The 17,747-nt window shown below is 69.2% G+C and carries 24 protein-coding genes; 14 read left to right on the forward strand and 10 right to left on the reverse strand.

All coding sequences use genetic code 11. The features are described 5' to 3' along the window. Positions 1 to 53: 53 nt before the first annotated feature. From ACFLIT_RS14485 to ACFLIT_RS14495, 3 genes are read right to left on the reverse strand one after another with little or no spacing between them, the layout of a single operon-like run. Positions 54 to 845, reverse strand: a complete 792-nt coding sequence (locus ACFLIT_RS14485) for a metallophosphoesterase family protein (RefSeq protein WP_479911960.1) — start codon at positions 843 to 845, stop codon at positions 54 to 56. Then, positions 842 to 1,813, reverse strand: a complete 972-nt coding sequence (locus tag ACFLIT_RS14490; RefSeq protein ID WP_479911961.1) for a diacylglycerol/lipid kinase family protein — start codon at positions 1,811 to 1,813, stop codon at positions 842 to 844. The genes ACFLIT_RS14485 and ACFLIT_RS14490 overlap by 4 nt, the downstream gene beginning before the upstream one ends. Before the next feature lie 10 nt (positions 1,814 to 1,823). Then, entirely contained in the window at positions 1,824 to 2,123 is a 300-nt protein-coding gene (locus ACFLIT_RS14495) for a hypothetical protein (RefSeq protein ID WP_479911962.1), read from the reverse strand. A gap of 175 nt (positions 2,124 to 2,298) precedes the next feature. Between ACFLIT_RS14495 and ACFLIT_RS14500 the strand changes: the two genes are divergently transcribed. The 4 genes from ACFLIT_RS14500 to ACFLIT_RS14515 all read left to right on the forward strand — a co-directional run bounded on the left by ACFLIT_RS14500 (position 2,299) and on the right by ACFLIT_RS14515 (position 4,023). After that, the gene (locus ACFLIT_RS14500) at positions 2,299 to 2,631 is read left to right on the forward strand and encodes a glycine zipper domain-containing protein (RefSeq protein WP_479912227.1); all 333 of its coding nucleotides are present in this window, start codon (positions 2,299 to 2,301) and stop codon (positions 2,629 to 2,631) included. Positions 2,632 to 2,737: 106 nt separating this feature from the next. Then, a complete protein-coding gene (locus ACFLIT_RS14505; protein WP_479911963.1) occupies positions 2,738 to 3,193 on the forward strand; it encodes an OmpA family protein in 456 nt (151 codons plus the stop codon). Between the two features lie 380 nt (positions 3,194 to 3,573). Next, complete coding sequence (locus tag ACFLIT_RS14510) at positions 3,574 to 3,768, forward strand: hypothetical protein (RefSeq protein WP_479911964.1); 195 nt, start codon at positions 3,574 to 3,576, stop codon at positions 3,766 to 3,768. Positions 3,769 to 3,780: 12 nt separating this feature from the next. Next, positions 3,781 to 4,023: a hypothetical protein gene (locus ACFLIT_RS14515; protein WP_479911965.1), complete on the forward strand. Its 243-nt coding sequence runs from the start codon at positions 3,781 to 3,783 to the stop codon at positions 4,021 to 4,023. A 76-nt stretch (positions 4,024 to 4,099) separates the two neighbouring features. Here the strand turns inward: ACFLIT_RS14515 and ACFLIT_RS14520 are convergent, their stop codons facing one another. Together ACFLIT_RS14520 and phyR are read right to left on the reverse strand one after the other, a co-directional pair. Continuing rightward, the gene (locus ACFLIT_RS14520) at positions 4,100 to 4,273 is read right to left on the reverse strand and encodes a DUF1328 domain-containing protein (RefSeq protein ID WP_479911966.1); all 174 of its coding nucleotides are present in this window, start codon (positions 4,271 to 4,273) and stop codon (positions 4,100 to 4,102) included. Positions 4,274 to 4,421: 148 nt separating this feature from the next. Then, complete coding sequence (phyR, locus tag ACFLIT_RS14525) at positions 4,422 to 5,225, reverse strand: anti-anti sigma factor/receiver protein PhyR (protein ID WP_479911967.1); 804 nt, start codon at positions 5,223 to 5,225, stop codon at positions 4,422 to 4,424. A gap of 228 nt (positions 5,226 to 5,453) precedes the next feature. On the opposite strand from phyR, the gene nepR reads away from it, so the two are divergent. The 5 genes from nepR to ACFLIT_RS14550 all read left to right on the forward strand — a co-directional run bounded on the left by nepR (position 5,454) and on the right by ACFLIT_RS14550 (position 8,446). Then, the gene (gene nepR / locus ACFLIT_RS14530; protein ID WP_479912228.1) at positions 5,454 to 5,639 is read left to right on the forward strand and encodes an anti-sigma T factor NepR; all 186 of its coding nucleotides are present in this window, start codon (positions 5,454 to 5,456) and stop codon (positions 5,637 to 5,639) included. A 2-nt stretch (positions 5,640 to 5,641) separates the two neighbouring features. Next, a complete protein-coding gene (locus tag ACFLIT_RS14535) occupies positions 5,642 to 6,247 on the forward strand; it encodes a sigma-70 family RNA polymerase sigma factor (RefSeq protein ID WP_479911968.1) in 606 nt (201 codons plus the stop codon). Next, complete coding sequence (locus ACFLIT_RS14540; protein WP_479911969.1) at positions 6,244 to 7,920, forward strand: sensor histidine kinase; 1,677 nt, start codon at positions 6,244 to 6,246, stop codon at positions 7,918 to 7,920. Before ACFLIT_RS14535 ends, ACFLIT_RS14540 begins: the two co-directional genes overlap by 4 nt. A gap of 116 nt (positions 7,921 to 8,036) precedes the next feature. Next, positions 8,037 to 8,171, forward strand: coding sequence for an entericidin A/B family lipoprotein (locus ACFLIT_RS14545; protein ID WP_479911970.1), 135 nt, complete (start codon positions 8,037 to 8,039; stop codon positions 8,169 to 8,171). A 137-nt stretch (positions 8,172 to 8,308) separates the two neighbouring features. Next, on the forward strand, positions 8,309 to 8,446 hold the full coding sequence (locus tag ACFLIT_RS14550) for an entericidin A/B family lipoprotein (protein WP_479911971.1): 138 nt from the start codon (positions 8,309 to 8,311) through the stop codon (positions 8,444 to 8,446). A 42-nt stretch (positions 8,447 to 8,488) separates the two neighbouring features. Here ACFLIT_RS14550 and ACFLIT_RS14555 read toward each other — a convergent pair whose 3' ends face one another. Continuing rightward, positions 8,489 to 9,271: an AraC family transcriptional regulator gene (locus ACFLIT_RS14555; RefSeq protein ID WP_479911972.1), complete on the reverse strand. Its 783-nt coding sequence runs from the start codon at positions 9,269 to 9,271 to the stop codon at positions 8,489 to 8,491. A 100-nt stretch (positions 9,272 to 9,371) separates the two neighbouring features. Here ACFLIT_RS14555 and ACFLIT_RS14560 point away from each other — a divergent pair, with 100 nt between their 5' ends. Then, complete coding sequence (locus ACFLIT_RS14560) at positions 9,372 to 10,586, forward strand: MFS transporter (protein WP_479911973.1); 1,215 nt, start codon at positions 9,372 to 9,374, stop codon at positions 10,584 to 10,586. On the opposite strand, the gene ACFLIT_RS14565 is transcribed toward ACFLIT_RS14560, so the two are convergent. The 3 genes from ACFLIT_RS14565 to chpT all read right to left on the reverse strand — a co-directional run bounded on the left by ACFLIT_RS14565 (position 10,583) and on the right by chpT (position 12,564). After that, positions 10,583 to 11,401: a CheR family methyltransferase gene (locus ACFLIT_RS14565; RefSeq protein ID WP_479911974.1), complete on the reverse strand. Its 819-nt coding sequence runs from the start codon at positions 11,399 to 11,401 to the stop codon at positions 10,583 to 10,585. The two genes, ACFLIT_RS14560 and ACFLIT_RS14565, sit on opposite strands and share 4 nt — an antisense overlap. After that, on the reverse strand, positions 11,398 to 11,784 hold the full coding sequence (locus tag ACFLIT_RS14570; protein WP_479911975.1) for a response regulator: 387 nt from the start codon (positions 11,782 to 11,784) through the stop codon (positions 11,398 to 11,400). The genes ACFLIT_RS14565 and ACFLIT_RS14570 overlap by 4 nt, the downstream gene beginning before the upstream one ends. A 90-nt stretch (positions 11,785 to 11,874) precedes the next feature. Continuing rightward, complete coding sequence (gene chpT / locus ACFLIT_RS14575; RefSeq protein ID WP_479911976.1) at positions 11,875 to 12,564, reverse strand: histidine phosphotransferase ChpT; 690 nt, start codon at positions 12,562 to 12,564, stop codon at positions 11,875 to 11,877. 66 nt (positions 12,565 to 12,630) lie between these two features. Between chpT and ACFLIT_RS14580 the strand changes: the two genes are divergently transcribed. From ACFLIT_RS14580 to ACFLIT_RS14590, 3 genes are read left to right on the forward strand one after another with little or no spacing between them, the layout of a single operon-like run. Next, positions 12,631 to 12,819 carry a DUF3553 domain-containing protein gene (locus ACFLIT_RS14580; protein ID WP_479911977.1) on the forward strand — a complete coding sequence of 63 codons (189 nt, stop codon included), beginning with the start codon at positions 12,631 to 12,633 and terminating at the stop codon, positions 12,817 to 12,819. Beyond that, positions 12,816 to 13,586, forward strand: coding sequence for a 3'(2'),5'-bisphosphate nucleotidase CysQ (gene cysQ, locus ACFLIT_RS14585; protein WP_479911978.1), 771 nt, complete (start codon positions 12,816 to 12,818; stop codon positions 13,584 to 13,586). Before ACFLIT_RS14580 ends, cysQ begins: the two co-directional genes overlap by 4 nt. 12 nt (positions 13,587 to 13,598) lie before the next feature. Further along, the gene (locus tag ACFLIT_RS14590; RefSeq protein ID WP_479911979.1) at positions 13,599 to 14,375 is read left to right on the forward strand and encodes a hypothetical protein; all 777 of its coding nucleotides are present in this window, start codon (positions 13,599 to 13,601) and stop codon (positions 14,373 to 14,375) included. 109 nt (positions 14,376 to 14,484) lie between these two features. Here the strand turns inward: ACFLIT_RS14590 and dapB are convergent, their stop codons facing one another. Then, entirely contained in the window at positions 14,485 to 15,258 is a 774-nt protein-coding gene (gene dapB, locus ACFLIT_RS14595; RefSeq protein WP_479911980.1) for a 4-hydroxy-tetrahydrodipicolinate reductase, read from the reverse strand. Positions 15,259 to 15,395: 137 nt separating this feature from the next. Between dapB and ACFLIT_RS14600 the strand changes: the two genes are divergently transcribed. Further along, positions 15,396 to 17,693: an NADP-dependent malic enzyme gene (locus ACFLIT_RS14600; protein ID WP_479911981.1), complete on the forward strand. Its 2,298-nt coding sequence runs from the start codon at positions 15,396 to 15,398 to the stop codon at positions 17,691 to 17,693. Positions 17,694 to 17,747: the final 54 nt, after the last annotated feature.

The raw sequence follows: 17,747 nt of genomic DNA on the forward strand, positions 1-17,747 counted from the left end.
ATGAGGGGCGGGGATTTTGCTTTCGGGGTCAGGCCGGGGACGCGGACGATGACCTACGCGTTGACGCGCGAAATCGCCCAGGTTCGCATTGGTTCGAAGTGTGAGCCGGTGAACTGCAGGGCGACGACGCGGATTTCGGTCTCGTCGGCCTCGATGAGGTTGAAGCTCGGCGGGCAGCCGCGCTCCCGGATCGAAAGGGTCCCGGCGCCCACCGACTGGGTGCGGCCGTTCCCATAGGGAAAGGCGTGCACGAAGGGCACGTGGATATGGCCGCTCAGCACGAGGTCGGCGCCCGCCTCCGCGAAGGCGCGAGCGGCGGCCGCGCCGCCCCAGACCCTGGCGGTCATCGGCCCGCCGGTGATCTCCTCCAGCGGATGGTGACAGGAGACGATCTTTAGATCGCCCGGCGGCGCGGCGCGGATCGCGGCGGCGGTCTCGCGGGTCTGGTGGGCGGAGACCTGGCCCTTGGACCAGTTCAGGCGCGGCTGGGCGCCCCGGGCGCTGTTCAATGACACCACCGTCAGCCCCGGCTTGGCGTATCGACCGGCGCGCGGTTCGCCGAAGGCGGCGCGATAGCGGTTCCAGGGCGTGAAGACCCGGGCGATCGGCTGCAGATAGGGGGCGTCGTGGTTGCCCGGCAGCACCAGCTTGTCCTGCGGCAGGCTGTCCAGCCAGCGCTTGGCGGCGTCGAACTCGGCGCACTCTCCGAACTGGGTCAAATCCCCCGAGGCGACGATCAGATCCAGCGGCTCGGCGGCGATCCATTCGGCGGCCGCGACGACAGCGCCGACGTGCTCGCCGCCGAAATGGATATCGGAGACGTGGGCGATGCGGATCAAGCTCATGCGGACGTGGGGCCGGTTTTATGGGGCTTCGGTTTCAGGAGAGCGGCGAAGGGGGTGTGCGGCTCCTCCCTCTGTTCCTCCGGCGCGGGCGCGAGAACCCGGAAGGCGCTGGGCCGGTAGCGGATGGAGGCTTCACGGCCCAGGCGGACGGGCTCGCCGTCGAGAATGGCCGGAATGCGGCCCGCGGCCCAGACATGCGCCCGTTTGCAGCGATCGACGCTGACGGACGGATCTCGCCGCCAACGGCCGGCCAGGGCGTTGACCCCCAGGCGGAAGGCCTCGCGGGCGTCGGCGGGATCGATGGCGGCGGCTTCGAGATAGCCTTCGTCGTCGGCCATGGCGGTGGAGACCAGCGGACAGAGCAGGGTCAGGGCCTCGGCCTTCTCGCGCGGCTTTCCGTCGAGGGAGAAACGCAGGCGACCGGTGAAGGCGCGGCTGAGCGCCCGGCGGCCGCGCAGCCAGGCTTTGCGGATGTCGCCCTGGCGCACGGCCTCGCGGGCATCGGCCCACAGGGCGGGCTGGCCGAGGATTGCGGCGACGAAAAACAGCCGGCCGTCGACCTCGCCGCCGGCGATCCGTTTCTCCATTCCGTTGGTGAGGATGGCGCGCAGGGCGTCAGGCCAGCGCCGCTCGCCGTAGATGGCGTGGGGCAGCATGTTCATGGTGCCGCCGGGCAGGGGGGCGATCAGCGGCCCGCGGGGACCCGCATGTTCGGCCGCCGCGCGAGCCGTGCCGTCACCCGCCAGCACGATCAGCAGGTCGGGGCGGGCGGCCAGGGCCTTCTTCAGGCAAGCATCCACGCCGCCGTCCTCTTGCGGCGTCAGCACGCGGGCGTTGAGGAGGCCGAACTGGGCGAGGATGGCGCGCACCTCGTCGGGCGCCTCGGGGCCGACCGACCCCGAGGCGATGTTGGCCACCACTTCGACCTTGCGTATGCGTGGGCGGCTCGTCCCCCCGAAAAGCCTCATGCCAGCCAGCTCACTCTTGGGTCACGCGGCCTTGGATTTTGTCGCCCCGGGCCAGCTGAGCGGCCCCTTGAGCGGCCTGCCGCAGGGCGGGAGCGGCTTCCTGTCCGGCGGTGACGAGTTGGGTGTCGATCATCTGGCCGCCGCCTTCGAAGGAGCCGCGCAGGGCGGCCGACACCAGGGTCCAACCGCCGACCACGGCGGTCAAGGCGATGGCGAGGGCCAGGGCCGGTGAACGCCGCCGCCGGGCGCGTTCATCGCGTCGTCCGCGGGCGTAGGCCTCGCGCAGGGCGCTATCTTGATCGACGGACACGAGCTCGGCCGTCGCCGTCGAAGCTTTGCCGGTTGGGGGATTCCATAGGCGCATGCCATGCTCCTCTCGTTCGGGAGTCGAACGGCGGGCTGGAAGCACGGTTCCGCTTCCGGAACCGCCGCCATGGGCATGCGTTCGATTTGCGGGCGTCCAATACAATGGAGAGCGAACAATGCTGACCAAGACCCTCGTGGCCATCGCTGGCGCCGGCGCCCTCTGCGCGGCGTGCACCAGCACGGGCAATATCGAACGCAACGCCGCCGGCGGCGCCGCCCTCGGCGCGCTCGCCGGCGCGGTGATCGGCAACAATGTGGGCGGCGGCGACGCCGGCGCCGGGGCGGCTGTCGGCGCGGCCCTCGGCGGTGTCGCCGGCGCGGCGCGCGGCGCCAACCAGGACCGCCAGATGGGCGTGAACCGTCGCCAATATTACGATGAGCGGGCTTCGCGTTATTATTATTATGACGGCGGCAGCGGCCGTTATTACTGGGAAGACGGCTCGCCGCGCTGATCGCCGAGCCTGAAATCCCGACGAAAGGGGCGGTCGCTTTGGCCGCCCCTTTTCGCGCGACTAGATTCTTGGGCCTCTTTCGCGAGGCCTTTTGGGGGGCGTGCCTATGAACAAGATTTTCGTCGCGGGCCTGGTGCTGGGGCTCGCCGCCCTGAACGGCGCCTGCGCGCCCACCATGACCCGCAATCGCGCGGCCATCGAGACGCTGCCCAACGCCTGCCAGGATCAGGCGGTGGCGATCTATTTCGAAAACGACTCCTCGGTCGTGACGCCCGAAGCCGAAGCGGTGCTGAAGGGCGCCGCTGACGGGGCGCGCGGCTGCTCCGTCGACAGCGTGCGCGTGATCGGCCTGGCCGACGCCGTCGGCGCCCCGGGGGCCAATCAGACGTTGTCCGAAGCTCGGGCCCGCACCACGACCATCGCCCTCGCCAAGGTCGGCTTCGCCGCGCCGAAGTTCGAGGTCGCCGCCGCGGGCGACGTAGGGGCGCTGACACCCGACGGCCAAGCGCGACCGTTGCGCCGCCGCGCCGATATCGTCGTGGAGCTGTCGCCCGCCAAATAGGCGTCATGCATTCGCGCAAACAAACCGGCCCTTCCGATTCCGGGAGGGCTTCTGCGTTCCGAGGTTGGAGGGCGAATACGGCGAAGGCGGGCCGAGGGGATGCGGCCCGCCCTCCAGTAAGGGGTTGCGGAGACGGCAGGTTGACTGTGGTCAACCTCAAGTCGGGGGGGCGTCGCCGCCTCCGCAGACATAAGAATGCGGGCCGGCTCGACCGGTTCCGATGTTTTGGAAGATTCTTTTCGCGTCTTCCGAGAGCGGTCAAACGCCCCTCTCCACGCCCCGCGCAACGGCTCTGCTTAGGCGGAACGGCGAGGGCCGCATCGCGTTGATTTTCCATGCGCTCGGGCCTGCCGCGGCGTTTCGGATGGAAGATCGGTCCCATGGCCAGCAAGTCTTCTGGAGTGTTCGTCTTCTATGCGCCGGAAGGCCGCGAACGCCGGGCTCGGCGGGGGCGTCTGACGCTCGTGGTGGTGATCGCCGCGGTCGCCTCGTCCAGCGTGCTGTTGCAGACGCTGTCGGCGCCGCGCTCCGATCCGCCGCCGGCCCCCGACGCCTTCGCCTATTTCCCTTACTGACAGGAAACCGCCATGGCTCCCCGACTGAACGTCACCCGCGCCCGACAGGGCAGATCCGGCAAGCCCATCCTTTGGGTGCTGGGCATCTCGACCGCCCTGGCCATCGCCGTGCTGTTCGGCTCCTGGGCTTTCAAGTCCGACGACCTGGCCACCACCAGCACCGGTGCGACGCCGGAGGCCGCCCAGGGCTTCAACGCGCCCGAGCCGACCCCGCGGCAAAACGAGAGTACGCCGCCGCCCGCGCGCGACGGCTGATCGCGCGCAATGGCCTCGCAACGAGAAACGGCCGCCCGTCGGGCGGCCGTTTCGCTTTGGGCCTTCGAGATCTCGATCAGACGACCGACTGTCCACGAATCGCCCGGATGATGAAGCTGACCACCAGCAAGACCAGGAAAATCAGGAACAGCACCTTGGCGATGGTGGCGGCCACGCCCGCCAGGCCCACGAACCCCAGGTAGCCGGCGATCAGCGCCAGCACCGCGAAAACGATCGCCCAACCGAGCATCGGCCCTTCTCCGTATCCATGCGGCGCCCCATGCGCGCCGTCGCAGAGTTAAACGGAGCCGCGTGGGCGACGTTCCGCAGCCGGGAGGCGCAAAAGAAAAGGGCCGGACTTGCGTCCGGCCCTTTTCGCTCAGGCGTTTCGAGTGAGATCAGGCCGCCTTCTTGGTGCGGCGCGGATGGAAGAACAGGGCCTGGCCGATGGCGGCTTTCACCGTCTCCGGCTGGAACGGCTTGGTGATCAGGAAGGTCGGCTCCGGACGCTCGCCGGTCAGCAGGCGCTCCGGGAAGGCGGTGATGAAGATCACCGGCACGTCAAGGCGGGCCAGGATGTCCTTCACCGCGTCGATGCCCGATGAGCCGTCGGCCAGCTGGATGTCGGCCAGCACCAGACCCGGCGTGCGGCGGGCGACGGCGTCGACCGCTTCGGTGCGGGTGGCGGCCACTTCCAGCACCTTGTGACCCAGTTCGGTGACCAGCGCTTCGATGTCGGCGGCGATCACCGGTTCGTCCTCGATGATCAGGACTTCGGTGGCCAGTTCGGCGTCGATCTCGGCCTGGGCCTCGGAGATCAGGCGTTCGACCTCTTCGAAGTCGGTGTCGAGAATCTGCGCGGCTTCGGTCGGCGTGAAGCCTTCGAGAGCGGTGAGCAGGAAGGCCTGACGCGACCGCGGCGCGATGCGCAGGAGGCGTTGGCCCGCGTCCTCGGCCTGGGCGCTGGTTTCCTCGCGCGGAAGGGTCTCGAGCTGGGCGCCCGAGCTCAGCCAGATGGCGTGGAACACATGATACAGGGCGACGCGCGGCGACAGGGACGCTTCGAGGGTCTGGTCCCCGGCGGCCAAGGCCTCGAGCGCGATACGCACATAATGGTCGCCAGTGGCCTGGTCGCCAGTGAGCGCGCGCGCGTAGCGGCGAACGTAAGGCAGATGCGGCGCGAGCCGGGCGAGAAGACTCATGACCCCTCCCGTATTGAACGGTCTCTAAACAGTAGGCGCGGTTCGGGCGCTTGACGCCCACCCCCGCGATGGGAGGCAAACGCCCCCTGTTCACTATGGTTCCGCTTCTTGCGCGGTCGAGGCGGAATAAACTAGCTTAACCGATGGAACCCATTGCTGGGTAAGCCCGTTTTGTCGCTCGAAGCACCACGCAAACCGGGGGTTGGCGCTCTTGAGGCGCCGTTTGGCATGATTGAACAACGCGACATGGACCAAAGACGAAAAGGCGCCCCGGCGCTGGACGAGGCTCGCCTCCGCCAACAGGCGATCGGCGTGAAGCTGCGGCAGATGTTCGACCAGGTGGTCAACGAGCCGGTGCCTGACGAGTTTCTCGAAATCCTGCGCAAGGCCGAGCCGCCCGCGGGAGAACGCTGATCATGGCGGACAATGCGAAGGCCGCTCACGCGGACGACCCCGCCCGCGACAACCAGTTCAAGGGTGAACTGGTCAAGCTTATCCCACACCTGCGCGCCTTTGCGCGGACCCTGACCGGCGATCCGACCGCCGCCGACGATCTGGCGCAGGACGCGATGATGAAGGCCTGGGATGCGCGGCAGAGCTTCCAGCTCGGCACCAACATGAAGGCCTGGACCTTCATGATCCTGCGCAATCAGTTTTATTCCGACAAGCGTCGGTCGTGGCGTCAGAGCCAGCTCGATCAGGAAGCCGCAGAGCGCACCCTGGTGGCGGTGGACGATCCCGAAGCCCCAGTGGCGCTGGACGAACTGCGCTTGAGCCTGGCCATGCTGCCGGCCGAGCAGCGTGAAGCCCTGATCCTGGTTGGAGCCGGCGGCTTCGCCTACGAGGAAGCCGCGATCATCTGCGATTGCGCGGTCGGCACGGTGAAGAGCCGGGTCAGCCGGGCGCGGCGCGCCCTGCAGGCGATCCTCGAAGCCGGCGCCTATGACCGCGACGGCGGCGAGGCCGGCGAGGCGATGTTCGCCATTCTCGCCGAAGCGGAGCGGCTGAGCACAGTCCGGTGAAGCGTCCTTTCTGGCTGGCGTGGTCCGCCGACACGACAATCCGTGTCCGGCTGGCCACCGTGCTGGTCGTCGCCTTGCTGCCGGTGCTGGCCATCGGCGCGGCGCAGTCGATCTGGGCGTTCCGGAACGACGCCAACGCGCGGCGTGAGACCCTGCGTCAGGCCGCCCTCAGCGCCGCCACCACCACGCACGCGCGGGTGGAGGCGGCGGGCGTGCTGTTGCAGACCCTGGGGCCCCGCGCCACGGGTCTGGAGTGCGCCTCTCGCCTGGCGGAGATCGCCCGGCGCCTGCCCGGCTACGAGAATCTGATCCGCTTCGACCGTAACGGCCGCACGGTCTGCGCCTCGGCCAACGTGCCGCGCGACGCGGTGCGCGCCACACGGCCTTGGTTCGCCGCCCTGGCCGCGGGAGATCACCTGACCGCCAGCGGCTCGCCGGGCGTGGTTTACAGCAGCCAGCCTTCCATGATCGCAGCGGTGCGCGCCGAGGATGCGGCCGGCAACTTCGACGGCGCCTTCGCGGCCGTGATGTCGCTCGCCAGCCTGAAGCCCGACACCAGCTATCCCGGCCTGCCCGACGGCGCCGAGGCCGGCCTCGCCGACGACGCCGGCAGCTACGTCGCCCTGACCGATCCAACCATGTTCCCGACGGCGCCCGCCGACATGGCAGCCCAGGCGCTGAAGCCGGGCGGGGCGGTGTGGACCGCCCGCGACGGCCAGGGGCGCCTGCGCACGCTTTCAGCTGTGCCGCTGGTCGGCGACGACCTGTTCGTGGTGCTGTCGACCCCGGCCCAGGGACTGTTTTCCTGGGCGCGGCTGAATCCGATCTCGCGTCTGCTGCCGCCGCTGCTGGCCTTCGTGCTGGCGCTGGGGGCGGTGATCTACGCCGCGGACCGCACGGTGGTCCGCTGGATCGCCTATCTGCAGCGGGTCGCCTCGATTTATGCGCGCGGCCGGTTCACCGTGCGGCCTCTGCAGGCCGAGCACGCGCCGCCGGAAATCCGCGACCTGGCCGGGACGCTCGACGAGATGGCCGCGGCCATCGTCGCCAAGGACAGCTCCCTGCACGAGAGTCTGGAGCAGAAGGACGGGCTGATGCGGGAGATTCACCACCGGGTGAAGAACAACCTGCAGGTCATCTCATCGCTGCTGTCGATGCAGCAGAGAGCGCTGGAAGACCCGGCCGCCCGGCTGGCGATCTCCGACACCCGGCAGCGGATCACCGCCCTGGCCCTGATCTACCGCGCCCTTTACCAGGGGGTGGACCTGAAGCGCGTGGATCTGCGGCCGTTCCTGGAGGAGCTGGTCGCCCAGGTGATGGCCGGCGACAGCAGTCATGCCATGCGCACCGAGGTGCACGCCGATCCGCTGGTCATCGATCCGGACCGCCTGGCGCCGCTGGCCCTGTTCGCGGTCGAGGCGATCAACAACGCCCAGAAGCACGCCCCCACCGATCACGGCGGCACGCTGCGCGTCGATTTCCACGTGCGGGGCGACCAGGCCGAGCTTTCCATCGGCGACGATGGCGCCCCGGCGGGAACCCCGGCCGCCGCGGGCATGAGCCGAACCCTGATGACCGCCTTCGCCCGCCAGTTGCACGGCGCGGCCAGCTTCGAGACCCCCGAGGGCGGCGGGGTGATCGCTCGCCTGAACTTCCCCACCCCGAACCCTTGACGGCCTTGGCCTGGGCGAGGCTCAGCCTAGCTCGGCCATGTCGCGGTCGGCCCGGAACTCGACTGGCCGCGGGACGTTTCCGAAGCGCCTATTCAAATCCCCTTCGGAGACACCCGATGCGTAAGCTCGTCATCCTCGCCGCCATGGCCACCAGTCTGCTCGTGGCCGCCTGCAACACCGTCGAAGGCGCCGGCCGCGACGTCTCGGCCGCCGGCGACGCCGTCAGCGACACCGCTCGCGACGCCAAGTAGTTCAAGGCGTCTTTCGACACTTGAAGGCCCCGCCGCTCGCCGGCGGGGCCTTCTGCATTTCAGGCTTGGCCTTGACCTCGCCACAAGCTTGGCTTTTCCGTCAGCACAACCTCGTTGTCGCGAAAGGCTCCGACTCCATGCGTAAGTTCGTCGTTCTCGCCGCCCTGGCGGCCGGTCTCCTGGTTACCGCCTGCAACACCGTCGAGGGCGTCGGCCGCGACGTTTCGGCCGCCGGCCGCGCTGTCGCGGACACGGCGCGCGACGCCAAGCGCTAGAGCGTTTGTAGTGTTTGGGGCGCGCGGGCGTAACCGCGCGCTCTAAGCCGCCTGGCTGGCCGCGTAACGCGTGGGCGACACGCCGATCAGTCGCCGGAACATCGTCGAGAAGGCCGCCGGGCTGTCGTATCCGAGGTCTAGGGCCACGGCCGTCACCGACTTGCCCTCGGCCAGCCAGGGCAGGGCGGCCAGGACGCAGGCCTGCTGCCGCCAGGCGCCGAAGCTGAGGCCCGTCTCGCGTCGGAAGCGGCGGGTGAAGGCGCGGCGGTCCATGCCCAGGCGCGCGGCCCAGGCGTCGATGGTGTCGTGCGGCGCCGGCCGCGCGATGAAGGCCTGGCAGAGGGCGGCCATCCGGCGGTCGCCCGGCATCGGCGTGGCCAGCGGCACGCGCTCGGCCCGCTCCAACTCAGCGATCAGCAGGGCGACCACCTTTCCGTCGCGACCCGCTTCGTCATAGTCGAGCGGCATATCGCTGGCGGCGATCAGCAGACCGCGCAGCAGGGGCGTGACGGCCAGCACCATGTTGTCGTCGCCGATGCGGCGCGAGGTCTCCGCGTCCAGAAGCACGCTGCGCGTCGAGACCTTGCCGACCATGCGCACCGCGTGGGGCACGCCGACCGGCGTCCACACCGCCCGCTCCGGCGGGGCGACCCAGGAGCCGGCCGGGGTGGAAATCACCACCGCGCCCTTGGCGGCGTAGAGCAACTGGCCCCGGCCATGAACATGCGTCGCCAGTTCGAACGACGGCGGATAATCCTTGCCCACCGAGACCAGAGGCCGGGGGATGTCGTCATAGTCGTCGGGCCGTGTCCACTCGTGCGCCACTGTCCCACTCGCGAAAGACTTCGTCCCGATGCGGAATGCGGGACGATCCCATGTCGCCTAATGCGGCGACCTCCGCAAGCGTCGCCCTATGGAACCACCGATGTCGCAAGCCGAAGTCCTGCCCGCCAAGCCCGCCGTCCAGGCGGAAACCACGGTGTTCGCCGTGATCTTCGCAGTGAGTTTCTGCCACCTGCTCAATGACATGATGCAGGCGTTGCTGCCGGCCATCTATCCCAACCTGAAGGCGGCGTTCGGGCTCTCCTTCAGCCAGATCGGCATGATCACCCTGGTCTATCAACTGACCGCCTCGATCCTGCAGCCCCTGGTTGGCCTCTATGCCGACAAGCGGCCGACGCCGATGGCCCTGCCGGGGGGCACGCTGTTCTCGCTGGCGGGCCTGGTGGTGTTGTCGGTGGCCCACAACTACGGCCTGCTGCTGGTCGGAGCGGCCCTGCTTGGCATGGGCTCCTCCGTCTTCCATCCCGAATCCTCGCGCGTCGCGCGGATGGCGGCGGGCGCCCGCAGCGGCATGGCTCAGTCGCTGTTTCAGGTCGGAGGCAACGCCGGTTCGGCGCTCGGCCCCCTAGCGGCGGCCATCGTGGTCATGCGCTGGGGCCAGTCGAGCCTGGCCTTCTTCGGTCTCCTGGCGCTGCTGGCGGGGGCGGTGCTGTGGCAGGTGGCCGTCTGGTACCGCGACCATGGCCTGGCCCGCCTGGCCGAGAGCCGCAAACGCCGCATCGAGGCCGCGCTGCCGCGGGGCGAGGCGCGGCGCGGCCTGCTGATCCTGCTGGCGCTGGTGTTCTCGAAGTATGTCTACCTGGCCAGCATCACCAGCTACTTCGCCTTCTACCTGATCCAGCGCTTCGGCCTGTCGGTGGAGAAGGCCCAGCTGCACCTGTTCGCCTTCCTCGGCGCGGTGGCGGTGGGCACCTTCGCGGGCGGACCGATCGGCGACCGCATCGGCCGCAAGGCGGTGATCTGGGTCTCCATCCTCGGCGTTCTGCCGTTCAGCCTGCTGCTGCCCCACGCCAGCCTGGCCTGGACCGGGGTGCTCAGCGTGATCATCGGCCTGCTGCTGGCTTCGGCCTTCCCGGCCATCGTGGTCTTCGCTCAGGAACTGGCGCCGGCGAAGATCGGGATGATCTCGGGCCTGTTCTTCGGCTTCTCGTTCGGCATGGGCGGACTCGGCGCCGCCGTGCTGGGCGAGGTGGCCGACCGCTGGGGCGTCGACACCGTCTATGCCGTCTGCGCCTTCCTGCCGGCCATCGGCCTGCTGGCGGCGTTCCTGCCGAAGCTGAAGGGCAGAGCGGGCTAAGCCGCCTTCTGGAAAGCCGGGTCGCGGGCGAAGACGCCGCGGCGGCCCGGCATGGGGCGCAGGGCCTCGGGCGCGTCGTCCGCCGTCTCATCGGCGCCGAGCATCAGAACGCCGTCGGCGGCCAGGGCGCCGGCCAGGCTCTGCAGCACCCGCTTGCGGGCGGCGGGGTCGAGGCCGCTGACCAGGTTGCGGGCCAGGATCACGTCGAAGCGGCCCAGCGCCGTCAGGTCGGCGATCAGGTTGATGCGCTTCCAACGGACGCGCTGGCGGATGCGGGGCGAAAGGCTCCACATCTCGTCGGTCTTGTTGAAGTGCTGCAGCAGGAGGCGGATCGGCAGGCCGCGCTGCACCTCGAACTGGGTGTAAAGACCGCTCTGGGCCTTTTCGAGCGCGCGTTCCGAGAGGTCGGAGCCAAAGATCTCCACCGGGGCGCCCATCGCGAGGCCGTCGGTGATCATCGCCAGGGAGTAGGCTTCCTGGCCGGTCGAACAGGCGGCGCTCCACACTCGCAGCGGCGTCGCGCCGCGTTCGCGGGCGAGACCCGGCAGGATTTCGTCGCGCAGCAGGGCGAAGGCCTCGCGGTCGCGGAAGAACGAGGTTTCGCCCAGGGCCATCGCTTCGACGATGGACCAGATCATCCGCTCCTCGCGGCGGGTGCGCAGGGCGTCCAGCATGTCCTGCACGGCGGCGTAGCCCTCGCGGCGGGCCAGCGGGCCGAGGCGGCTTTCGATCAGATAGGTCTTCTCGCGATCGACCTTCAGGCCGGCGCGGGTGCGGCACAGGGCGACGACGAGGTCGATGTCCTCCGGTCTCACAGCAAACCGGCCTCGGCGAACTTCGCCTCGATGATGTCGCCATCGAACGGCTTCATGATGTACTCGGCCGCCCCGGCGTCCAGCGCCTCGCGGATGTTGTTGGGGTCGCTTTCCACGGTGCAGAACACTACCACGGGATCCTCGCCGCCCGGTTCCCTGCGCAACTGACGCAAGAAATCGACGCCGTTCATCAGCGGCATGTTCCAGTCGAGCAGCACCGCGTCGGGCATGGCCGCGCGGCACCAGGCGAGCGCCTCCATTCCGTCGGACGCCTCGGCGATTTCGAAGCCGATGTCCTCCAGAATGCGGCGGGCCACCTTGCGGATCACCCGGCTGTCATCGACCACGAGGCAGGTGCGCAACGCTCCGCGAACTCCTTTCAACCTAGCCTCGGTTGTCGGCCGGGGTTGGTTAAGGAGCAGTATGGGCCAGGGCGATTATCCCCAGCTAAGCATGCGATTCCGGGGGATCGATCAGGCCGGCGCCCGGGCCGTGAACACGATCTGCTCTTCGCCGGGCTCGAAGCCTATCGAACCGCCGTTGGCCTCGAGCATCGATTTCAGATAGGCGGCCTGAATCCATTGGCCGGCCAGGCCGTCGCCGACAGGCTCGCCGCGCAGGCCGGCGACGACTTCGGCGCGCATGCGGGCCCGCTGGCCCGCCGCGACGACGGTGATGGCGACCTCGCCGTTTTCCTCGACGGCGCTGAGGGTGGCGACCCCGCCGGCCGGCAGCACGCCGCCGGCGATCTGGGCGAGGTTGAGTACCGTGCGCGCCGCCACCTTGCTCAGCGAGGCCGGTTCGACCTTCCACTCCAGCTGGGCGCGGATGTGGGCGAAGACGCCTTGGGCCAGGTTTTCCAGTTCGCGGGAATCGAAGCGTTCGGCCGAGGACGAGGCGCCGAAGGCCACGCGGCAGAACTGCAGGTGATCGACCAGCTTGCGGGCGCTGGAGGCGATCAGGCCCATGGCGTCGTCGCGCATGTCCTGCGCGGCGGGGTCTTCCAGCAGGTCGAGTCCGGAGACGATGGCGCTGGCCGGGCTGATGAAGTCGTGACAGAGGCGCGCGGCCACCATGGCGGCGAGGTCGAGCGCGGGCGGAGCCTCGTACTCGGCCGCTTCGATTTCGGGGGCGTGGGTCATGGCGAGGGCGGCTTCAGTCATGGCGCGAATCTTTGGCCTGATTTGGTGCTTTGGCAAACGAAGCCACACCCCTAAGAGCAACTGGTTATGGACCCCTTTCTCGAACCCGGCGCCCTGGTGCGCCATCCAAGTCAGGCCGATTGGGGACTGGGCCAGGTGCAATCGGTGGACGGCTTTCGCGTGACGGTGAACTTCGAAGAGGCGGGCAAGCGCGTGATCGACGCCCGTCAGGTGGCCCTGATCTTCGTGGCCGACGACCCGCGGGACGTCCGATGAGCGACGAGGCCGACATCGGCGCGGCGCTGGCCGCCATCTGCGAGGAGGCGTCCTCGGTCATCTTGCCGTTGTGGCGCACGGGGGCGGAGGTTTTCGCCAAGGCCGACATGAGCCCGGTCACCGAAGCCGACCGGCGCGGCGAGATTCTGATCGCCGGGCGCCTGCGCGAGCAGTTTCCGGGCATGCATGTCGTCGGCGAGGAGGATGTGGCCGAGGCGGGTGGGCCTGAGTTGCTCGGCGACCGCTTTTTCCTGGTCGATCCCGTGGACGGCACCAAGGCCTTCGTGCGGGGCGATCCGAACTTCACGGTCAACATCGGCTTGGTGGTCGACGGCCGCGCCGTCGCCGGCGCCATCTGCGCCCCGGCGACCGGCGAGGTCTGGCATACGCACCAAGGGGGCGCCGCGCGTCGTCGTTTCGGCCAGACCGCGGTCGAGGCGATCTCCGTGCGGCCCTGGCCGAGCGAGCCGTTGGCCCTGGTCAGCCACACCATGAAGCCCGAGGCGCTGGAGCGGTTGAAGGCCGACTTCGGCGTGGTGCACGCCACCCCGATGGACAGTTCGATCAAGCTCGTCCGCATCGCCGAGGGGGCCGCGGACCTCTACAAGCGCACCGGCCCCACCATGGAGTGGGACACCTGCGCCGGCCAGGCGATCCTGGAGGCGGCGGGCGGCCGCTTCACCACCCTGGAGGGCGGCCTCTTTCCTTACGGCAAGGTCGAGGAGAAGCTGCTGAACCCTGGGTTCATCGCGCGGGGCGCGGCTTAACGGGAGGCGGATTTGGCGCAGGCCGCATCGTCAGGGTTTCCGACGGCGGTCGTCGCCTGGATCGACCTGCTCGGCTACGGCGCCGCCATCGCGCGCGCCGGCTTCGATCCCGCCCACGCGGAGGCCAAGCTCGCCATCGGCCGCCTGCGCCGGTTCCACCGCCTGGTCGCCGAGCACAGCAAGCGCGCCTTCCCCACGCTGGTGATGAATGACGGGGCCGTCGCCTATCGCGACCTGTCGCCCAGCGACGCCTCGGTCACCGCCGACTTCCTGCGCGACGCCTGGCGCCTGTTCGCCGCCGTCAACGCGGCCGAGGCGCGGGACGCCTTCCCCGGCGCGAGGATGGTGATCGCGGCGGGCTTCAGAATGAAGGGCCGTCGGGCGGGGCTCGATGCGGACGAGATGCGGCTCCGGGCCTTGTTCGACAGCGTCAAGGGCGGGCGGCTGTCGGTGGATCAGGCGGTGCAGCGGGCCGGAAGGCTGCGGTCGGCCTTCGACATCGCGCCGCCGCTGCAGGCCAACTTCGCCTTCACCAAGGCCTATGTCGCCGAGCAGACGGGATCGGCGGGCGGGCTCGGCGGCGCGCGCTGTTTCGTGGATACGATCGTGCTCGGGCGCGTTCGCGACGGGCTCGATCTCGGCGAGACCATCGCCTGGCGTCACGCCAAGCTGGGCCTCGCGGCCGAGTTCGCGCCGCTCAACGCCGCACCGTTCGTCGGGCTCGGCGAGACGCCGCCCGGCCTGCGCGATGGGCGGGCGGTGGCCCGCGCCTTGGCGACGAAGACCTAGAGCGCGCCAGGGTTAAGTGTGCGCGGTTAACCCGCCCGGCGCGCTCTAAACATTAGAAAGTAGAGCCTTTTTCAACGGGCCAGATGAGTCCATCTGGCCCTAAAAGGCTCTAGGCCTTCAGCCCCAGCACATCCTGCATGTCGTAGAGGCCCGGCGGCTTTCCGGCGAGCCAAGCGGCGGCGGCCAGGGCGCCGCGGGCGAACAGGCCGCGATCGATGGCGGAGTGTGAGATGGTCAGCACCTCGGACTCGCCGGCGAAGCTGACGCTGTGCTCGCCGACGATCCCGCCGCCACGCAGCACCGAGAAACCGATCGAGCCCGGCGCGCGAGCGCCGGTGACGCCGTCCCGCACCCGCTCGGCCACGTCCGCCAGGGCGACGCCGCGGCCGGCGGCGGCCGCTTCGCCCAGCATCAGGGCGGTGCCGGAGGGCGCGTCGATCTTGCGGCGGTGATGGGCTTCGAAGACCTCGATGTCCCAGTCGGCGGCGGGCAGGGCGCGGGCGGCCTGGGCGACGAGGCCCATCAGCATGTTTACGCCCAGCGAGAAGTTGCCCGAGCGCAGGATGGGAATCTGCGTCGCCGCGTTTTCCAGCCGCGCGAGGTCTTCGTCGCTGAAGCCGGTGGATCCGATCACCAGCGCCGGGCCGCCGCACGAAGCGCAGGCCTCCGCCAGTTCGGCCGAGGCGGCGCCGGTGGTGAAGTCGATGATCACCTCGGCCGCCATCAGCGCGGCCTCGCGCGCGACAAGACCTTCGGCCTCGACGCCCGCGCGATCGAAACGCGCGGCGATTCGAACGACGTCCGAACCCTCGGCGGCGGCGTTCACGGCCTGGCCCATGCGGCCCAAGGCGCCGGCGATGGCGATGTTTACGATTTCAGTCACGGGCAGCTCCTTGCCGCCTGCTTGCGGCAGGCGCGCGAAGTGGTCAATGGCGCCATTTCTCAGCCCGTGAGTGTTGTGACGCGGCGCCCCCACGGTTAGACCGAGATCATGTCGACGTACATTTCCGAGGGTCTGCGATGAGCGACGCCGAGAAGAGCTCGTTCACCGACGATGAGGCGCTGGCCTTCCACCGTTTTCCGACGCCCGGCAAGATCGGCGTCGCGGCCACCAAGCCGATGTCGACCCAGCGGGACCTCAGCCTCGCCTATTCGCCCGGCGTGGCCGTGCCCTGCCGGCGGATCGCCGAGGATCCCGAGGCGGCCTACGACTACACGTCCAAGGGCAACCTGGTGGCGGTGATCTCCAACGGCACGGCCATCCTCGGCCTGGGCAACTTGGGCGCCTTGGCGTCCAAGCCGGTGATGGAGGGCAAGGGCGTCCTCTTCAAGCGCTTCGCCGACGTCGACGGCATCGACATCGAGGTCTCGACCCAGGACCCCGACGAGATGATCACGGTGGTCAAGAACATCGGGGTCACCTTCGGCGGCATCAATCTCGAGGACATCAAGAGCCCGGAGTGCTTCCGCATCGAGGCCGAGCTGCAGGAGCTGCTCGACATCCCGGTGTTCCACGACGACCAGCACGGCACCGCGATCATCTGCGCCGCCGGCCTGATCAACGCCTGCCATATCACCGGCCGTAAGCTGGAAGACATCAAGGTGGTGCTGAACGGCCCGGGCGCCGCCGGCATCGCCACGCTGGACCTGATCAAGGCCATGGGCGTGCGCGGATCCAACGTCATCGCCGTCGATCTCAAGGGCGTGGTCTATCGCGGCCGCGCCGAGGACATGAACCAGTGGAAGAGCGCCCACGCGGTCGAGACCGACAAGCGCACCTTGGCCGAGGCGGTGGCCGGCGCCGACGTGCTGATCGGCCTTTCCGCCAAGGGCGCCTTCACGCCCGAGCTGATCGCCACCATGGCGCCCAGCCCGATCATCTTCGCCATGGCCAACCCCGATCCCGAGATCACCCCGGAAGAGGTGAAGGCCGTTCGCCCCGACGCCATCGTGGCCACCGGCCGGTCGGACTACGCCAACCAGGTCAACAACGTTCTCGGCTTCCCCTACATCTTCCGCGGGGCGCTGGACGTGCGGGCCCGGCGCGTGAACCACGAGATGAAGATCGCCTGCGCCAACGCCCTGGCGATGCTGGCTCGCGAGGACGTGCCGGACGAGGTGGCCGCCGCCTATCACGGCCGCCAGCTGAAGTTCGGCGCCAACTACATCATCCCGACGCCGTTCGATCCGCGCCTGATCTCCTACGTGCCGCCGTTCGTGGCCCAGGCGGCGATGGACACCGGCGTCGCCCGCAAGCCGATCGACGACATGGAGGCCTATCGCGCCCGGCTGGCGCGGCGTCTCGATCCCACCGCCTCGTTCCTGCAGCGCATCTCCGGCGCCATCCTGGCCGGCCCGCAGAAGCGCATCGTGTTCGCCGAGGGCGAGGAGCCCAGCGTCATCCGCGCCGCCCACGCCTTCGAGGCCCAAGGTCTCGGCAAGGCCGTGCTCTGCGGCCGTGAAAACCTGGTGCGGGACAACATGAAGCTGGTCGGCCTCAACCCCGACGAAGTGCAGCTCGAAATCGTCAACGCGCGGGTCTCACACCGCAACGCCGAATACGTCGACTACCTTTACAGCCGTCTGCAGCGGCAGGGTTACCTGCGCCGCGACGTGCAGCGCCTGGTCAATCAGGATCGCAACTCCTTCGCCGCCGCGATGGTGGCCCTCGGCCACGCCGACGGCATGGTCACCGGCGTGACGCGTAACTTCGACGCCGCCCTCGAGGAAGTGCGCCGGGTGATCGACCCCGCGCCCGGCGGGCGGATCATGGGCATGTCGGTGGTGCTGGCCAAGGGGCGCACCCTGTTCGTCGCCGACACCAACGTCACCGAACTGCCCGAGGCCGCCGAACTGGTCGAAATCGCCCAGGAGGCGGCCCGCGCCGTCTCCAGCCTTGGCTTCAAGCCGCGCCTGGCTTTCCTGTCGTACTCCAGCTTCGGCAACCCGACGCTCGGCGCGCGGGCCGAGAAGGTGCGCAAGGCGGTGACTATGCTCGACCAGATGGGCGTCGACTTCGAGTACGAAGGCGAGATGGCGGTCGACGTGGCGCTCGAGGGCGACAAGCGCGGCCTCTATCCGTTCATGCGCCTGACCGACGACGCCAATGTGCTGATCATGCCGGCGGTCCATTCGGCCTCGATCGCCACCCGGCTGATCCAGTCGCTGGGCGGGGCCACGGTGATCGGACCGGTGCTGCTGGGCCTTTCGAAGTCGGTGCAGATCGCGCCGCTGTCGGCCTCGGTCTCCAAGATTCTCAACATGGCCAAGATGGCCGCCTACGACGGTCTCGTCGGCGGCGCTACGCGCGTCGAGTAGGCCGTCACCGAACCGTCGAAGCGCGCGCTTAAGAACCGGCCCGAGATCACCAGG

Source organism: Caulobacter sp. HJHS_5 (assembly GCF_056683955.1).

Excerpts from the sequence above, each read along its gene's own strand:
- ACFLIT_RS14485 (WP_479911960.1), bottom strand. The coding sequence starts at position 845 with ATGAGCTTGATCCGCATCGCCCACGTCTCCGATATCCATTTCGGCGGC.
- ACFLIT_RS14490 (WP_479911961.1), bottom strand. The coding sequence starts at position 1,813 with ATGAGGCTTTTCGGGGGGACGAGCCGCCCACGCATACGCAAGGTCGAA.
- ACFLIT_RS14505 (WP_479911963.1), top strand. The coding sequence starts at position 2,738 with ATGAACAAGATTTTCGTCGCGGGCCTGGTGCTGGGGCTCGCCGCCCTG.
- ACFLIT_RS14510 (WP_479911964.1), top strand. The coding sequence starts at position 3,574 with ATGGCCAGCAAGTCTTCTGGAGTGTTCGTCTTCTATGCGCCGGAAGGC.
- ACFLIT_RS14515 (WP_479911965.1), top strand. The coding sequence starts at position 3,781 with ATGGCTCCCCGACTGAACGTCACCCGCGCCCGACAGGGCAGATCCGGC.
- ACFLIT_RS14520 (WP_479911966.1), bottom strand. The coding sequence starts at position 4,273 with ATGCTCGGTTGGGCGATCGTTTTCGCGGTGCTGGCGCTGATCGCCGGC.
- phyR (WP_479911967.1), bottom strand. The coding sequence starts at position 5,225 with ATGAGTCTTCTCGCCCGGCTCGCGCCGCATCTGCCTTACGTTCGCCGC.
- nepR (WP_479912228.1), top strand. The coding sequence starts at position 5,454 with ATGATTGAACAACGCGACATGGACCAAAGACGAAAAGGCGCCCCGGCG.
- ACFLIT_RS14535 (WP_479911968.1), top strand. The coding sequence starts at position 5,642 with ATGGCGGACAATGCGAAGGCCGCTCACGCGGACGACCCCGCCCGCGAC.
- ACFLIT_RS14545 (WP_479911970.1), top strand. The coding sequence starts at position 8,037 with ATGCGTAAGCTCGTCATCCTCGCCGCCATGGCCACCAGTCTGCTCGTG.
- ACFLIT_RS14550 (WP_479911971.1), top strand. The coding sequence starts at position 8,309 with ATGCGTAAGTTCGTCGTTCTCGCCGCCCTGGCGGCCGGTCTCCTGGTT.
- ACFLIT_RS14560 (WP_479911973.1), top strand. The coding sequence starts at position 9,372 with ATGTCGCAAGCCGAAGTCCTGCCCGCCAAGCCCGCCGTCCAGGCGGAA.
- chpT (WP_479911976.1), bottom strand. The coding sequence starts at position 12,564 with ATGACTGAAGCCGCCCTCGCCATGACCCACGCCCCCGAAATCGAAGCG.
- ACFLIT_RS14580 (WP_479911977.1), top strand. The coding sequence starts at position 12,631 with ATGGACCCCTTTCTCGAACCCGGCGCCCTGGTGCGCCATCCAAGTCAG.
- cysQ (WP_479911978.1), top strand. The coding sequence starts at position 12,816 with ATGAGCGACGAGGCCGACATCGGCGCGGCGCTGGCCGCCATCTGCGAG.
- ACFLIT_RS14600 (WP_479911981.1), top strand. The coding sequence starts at position 15,396 with ATGAGCGACGCCGAGAAGAGCTCGTTCACCGACGATGAGGCGCTGGCC.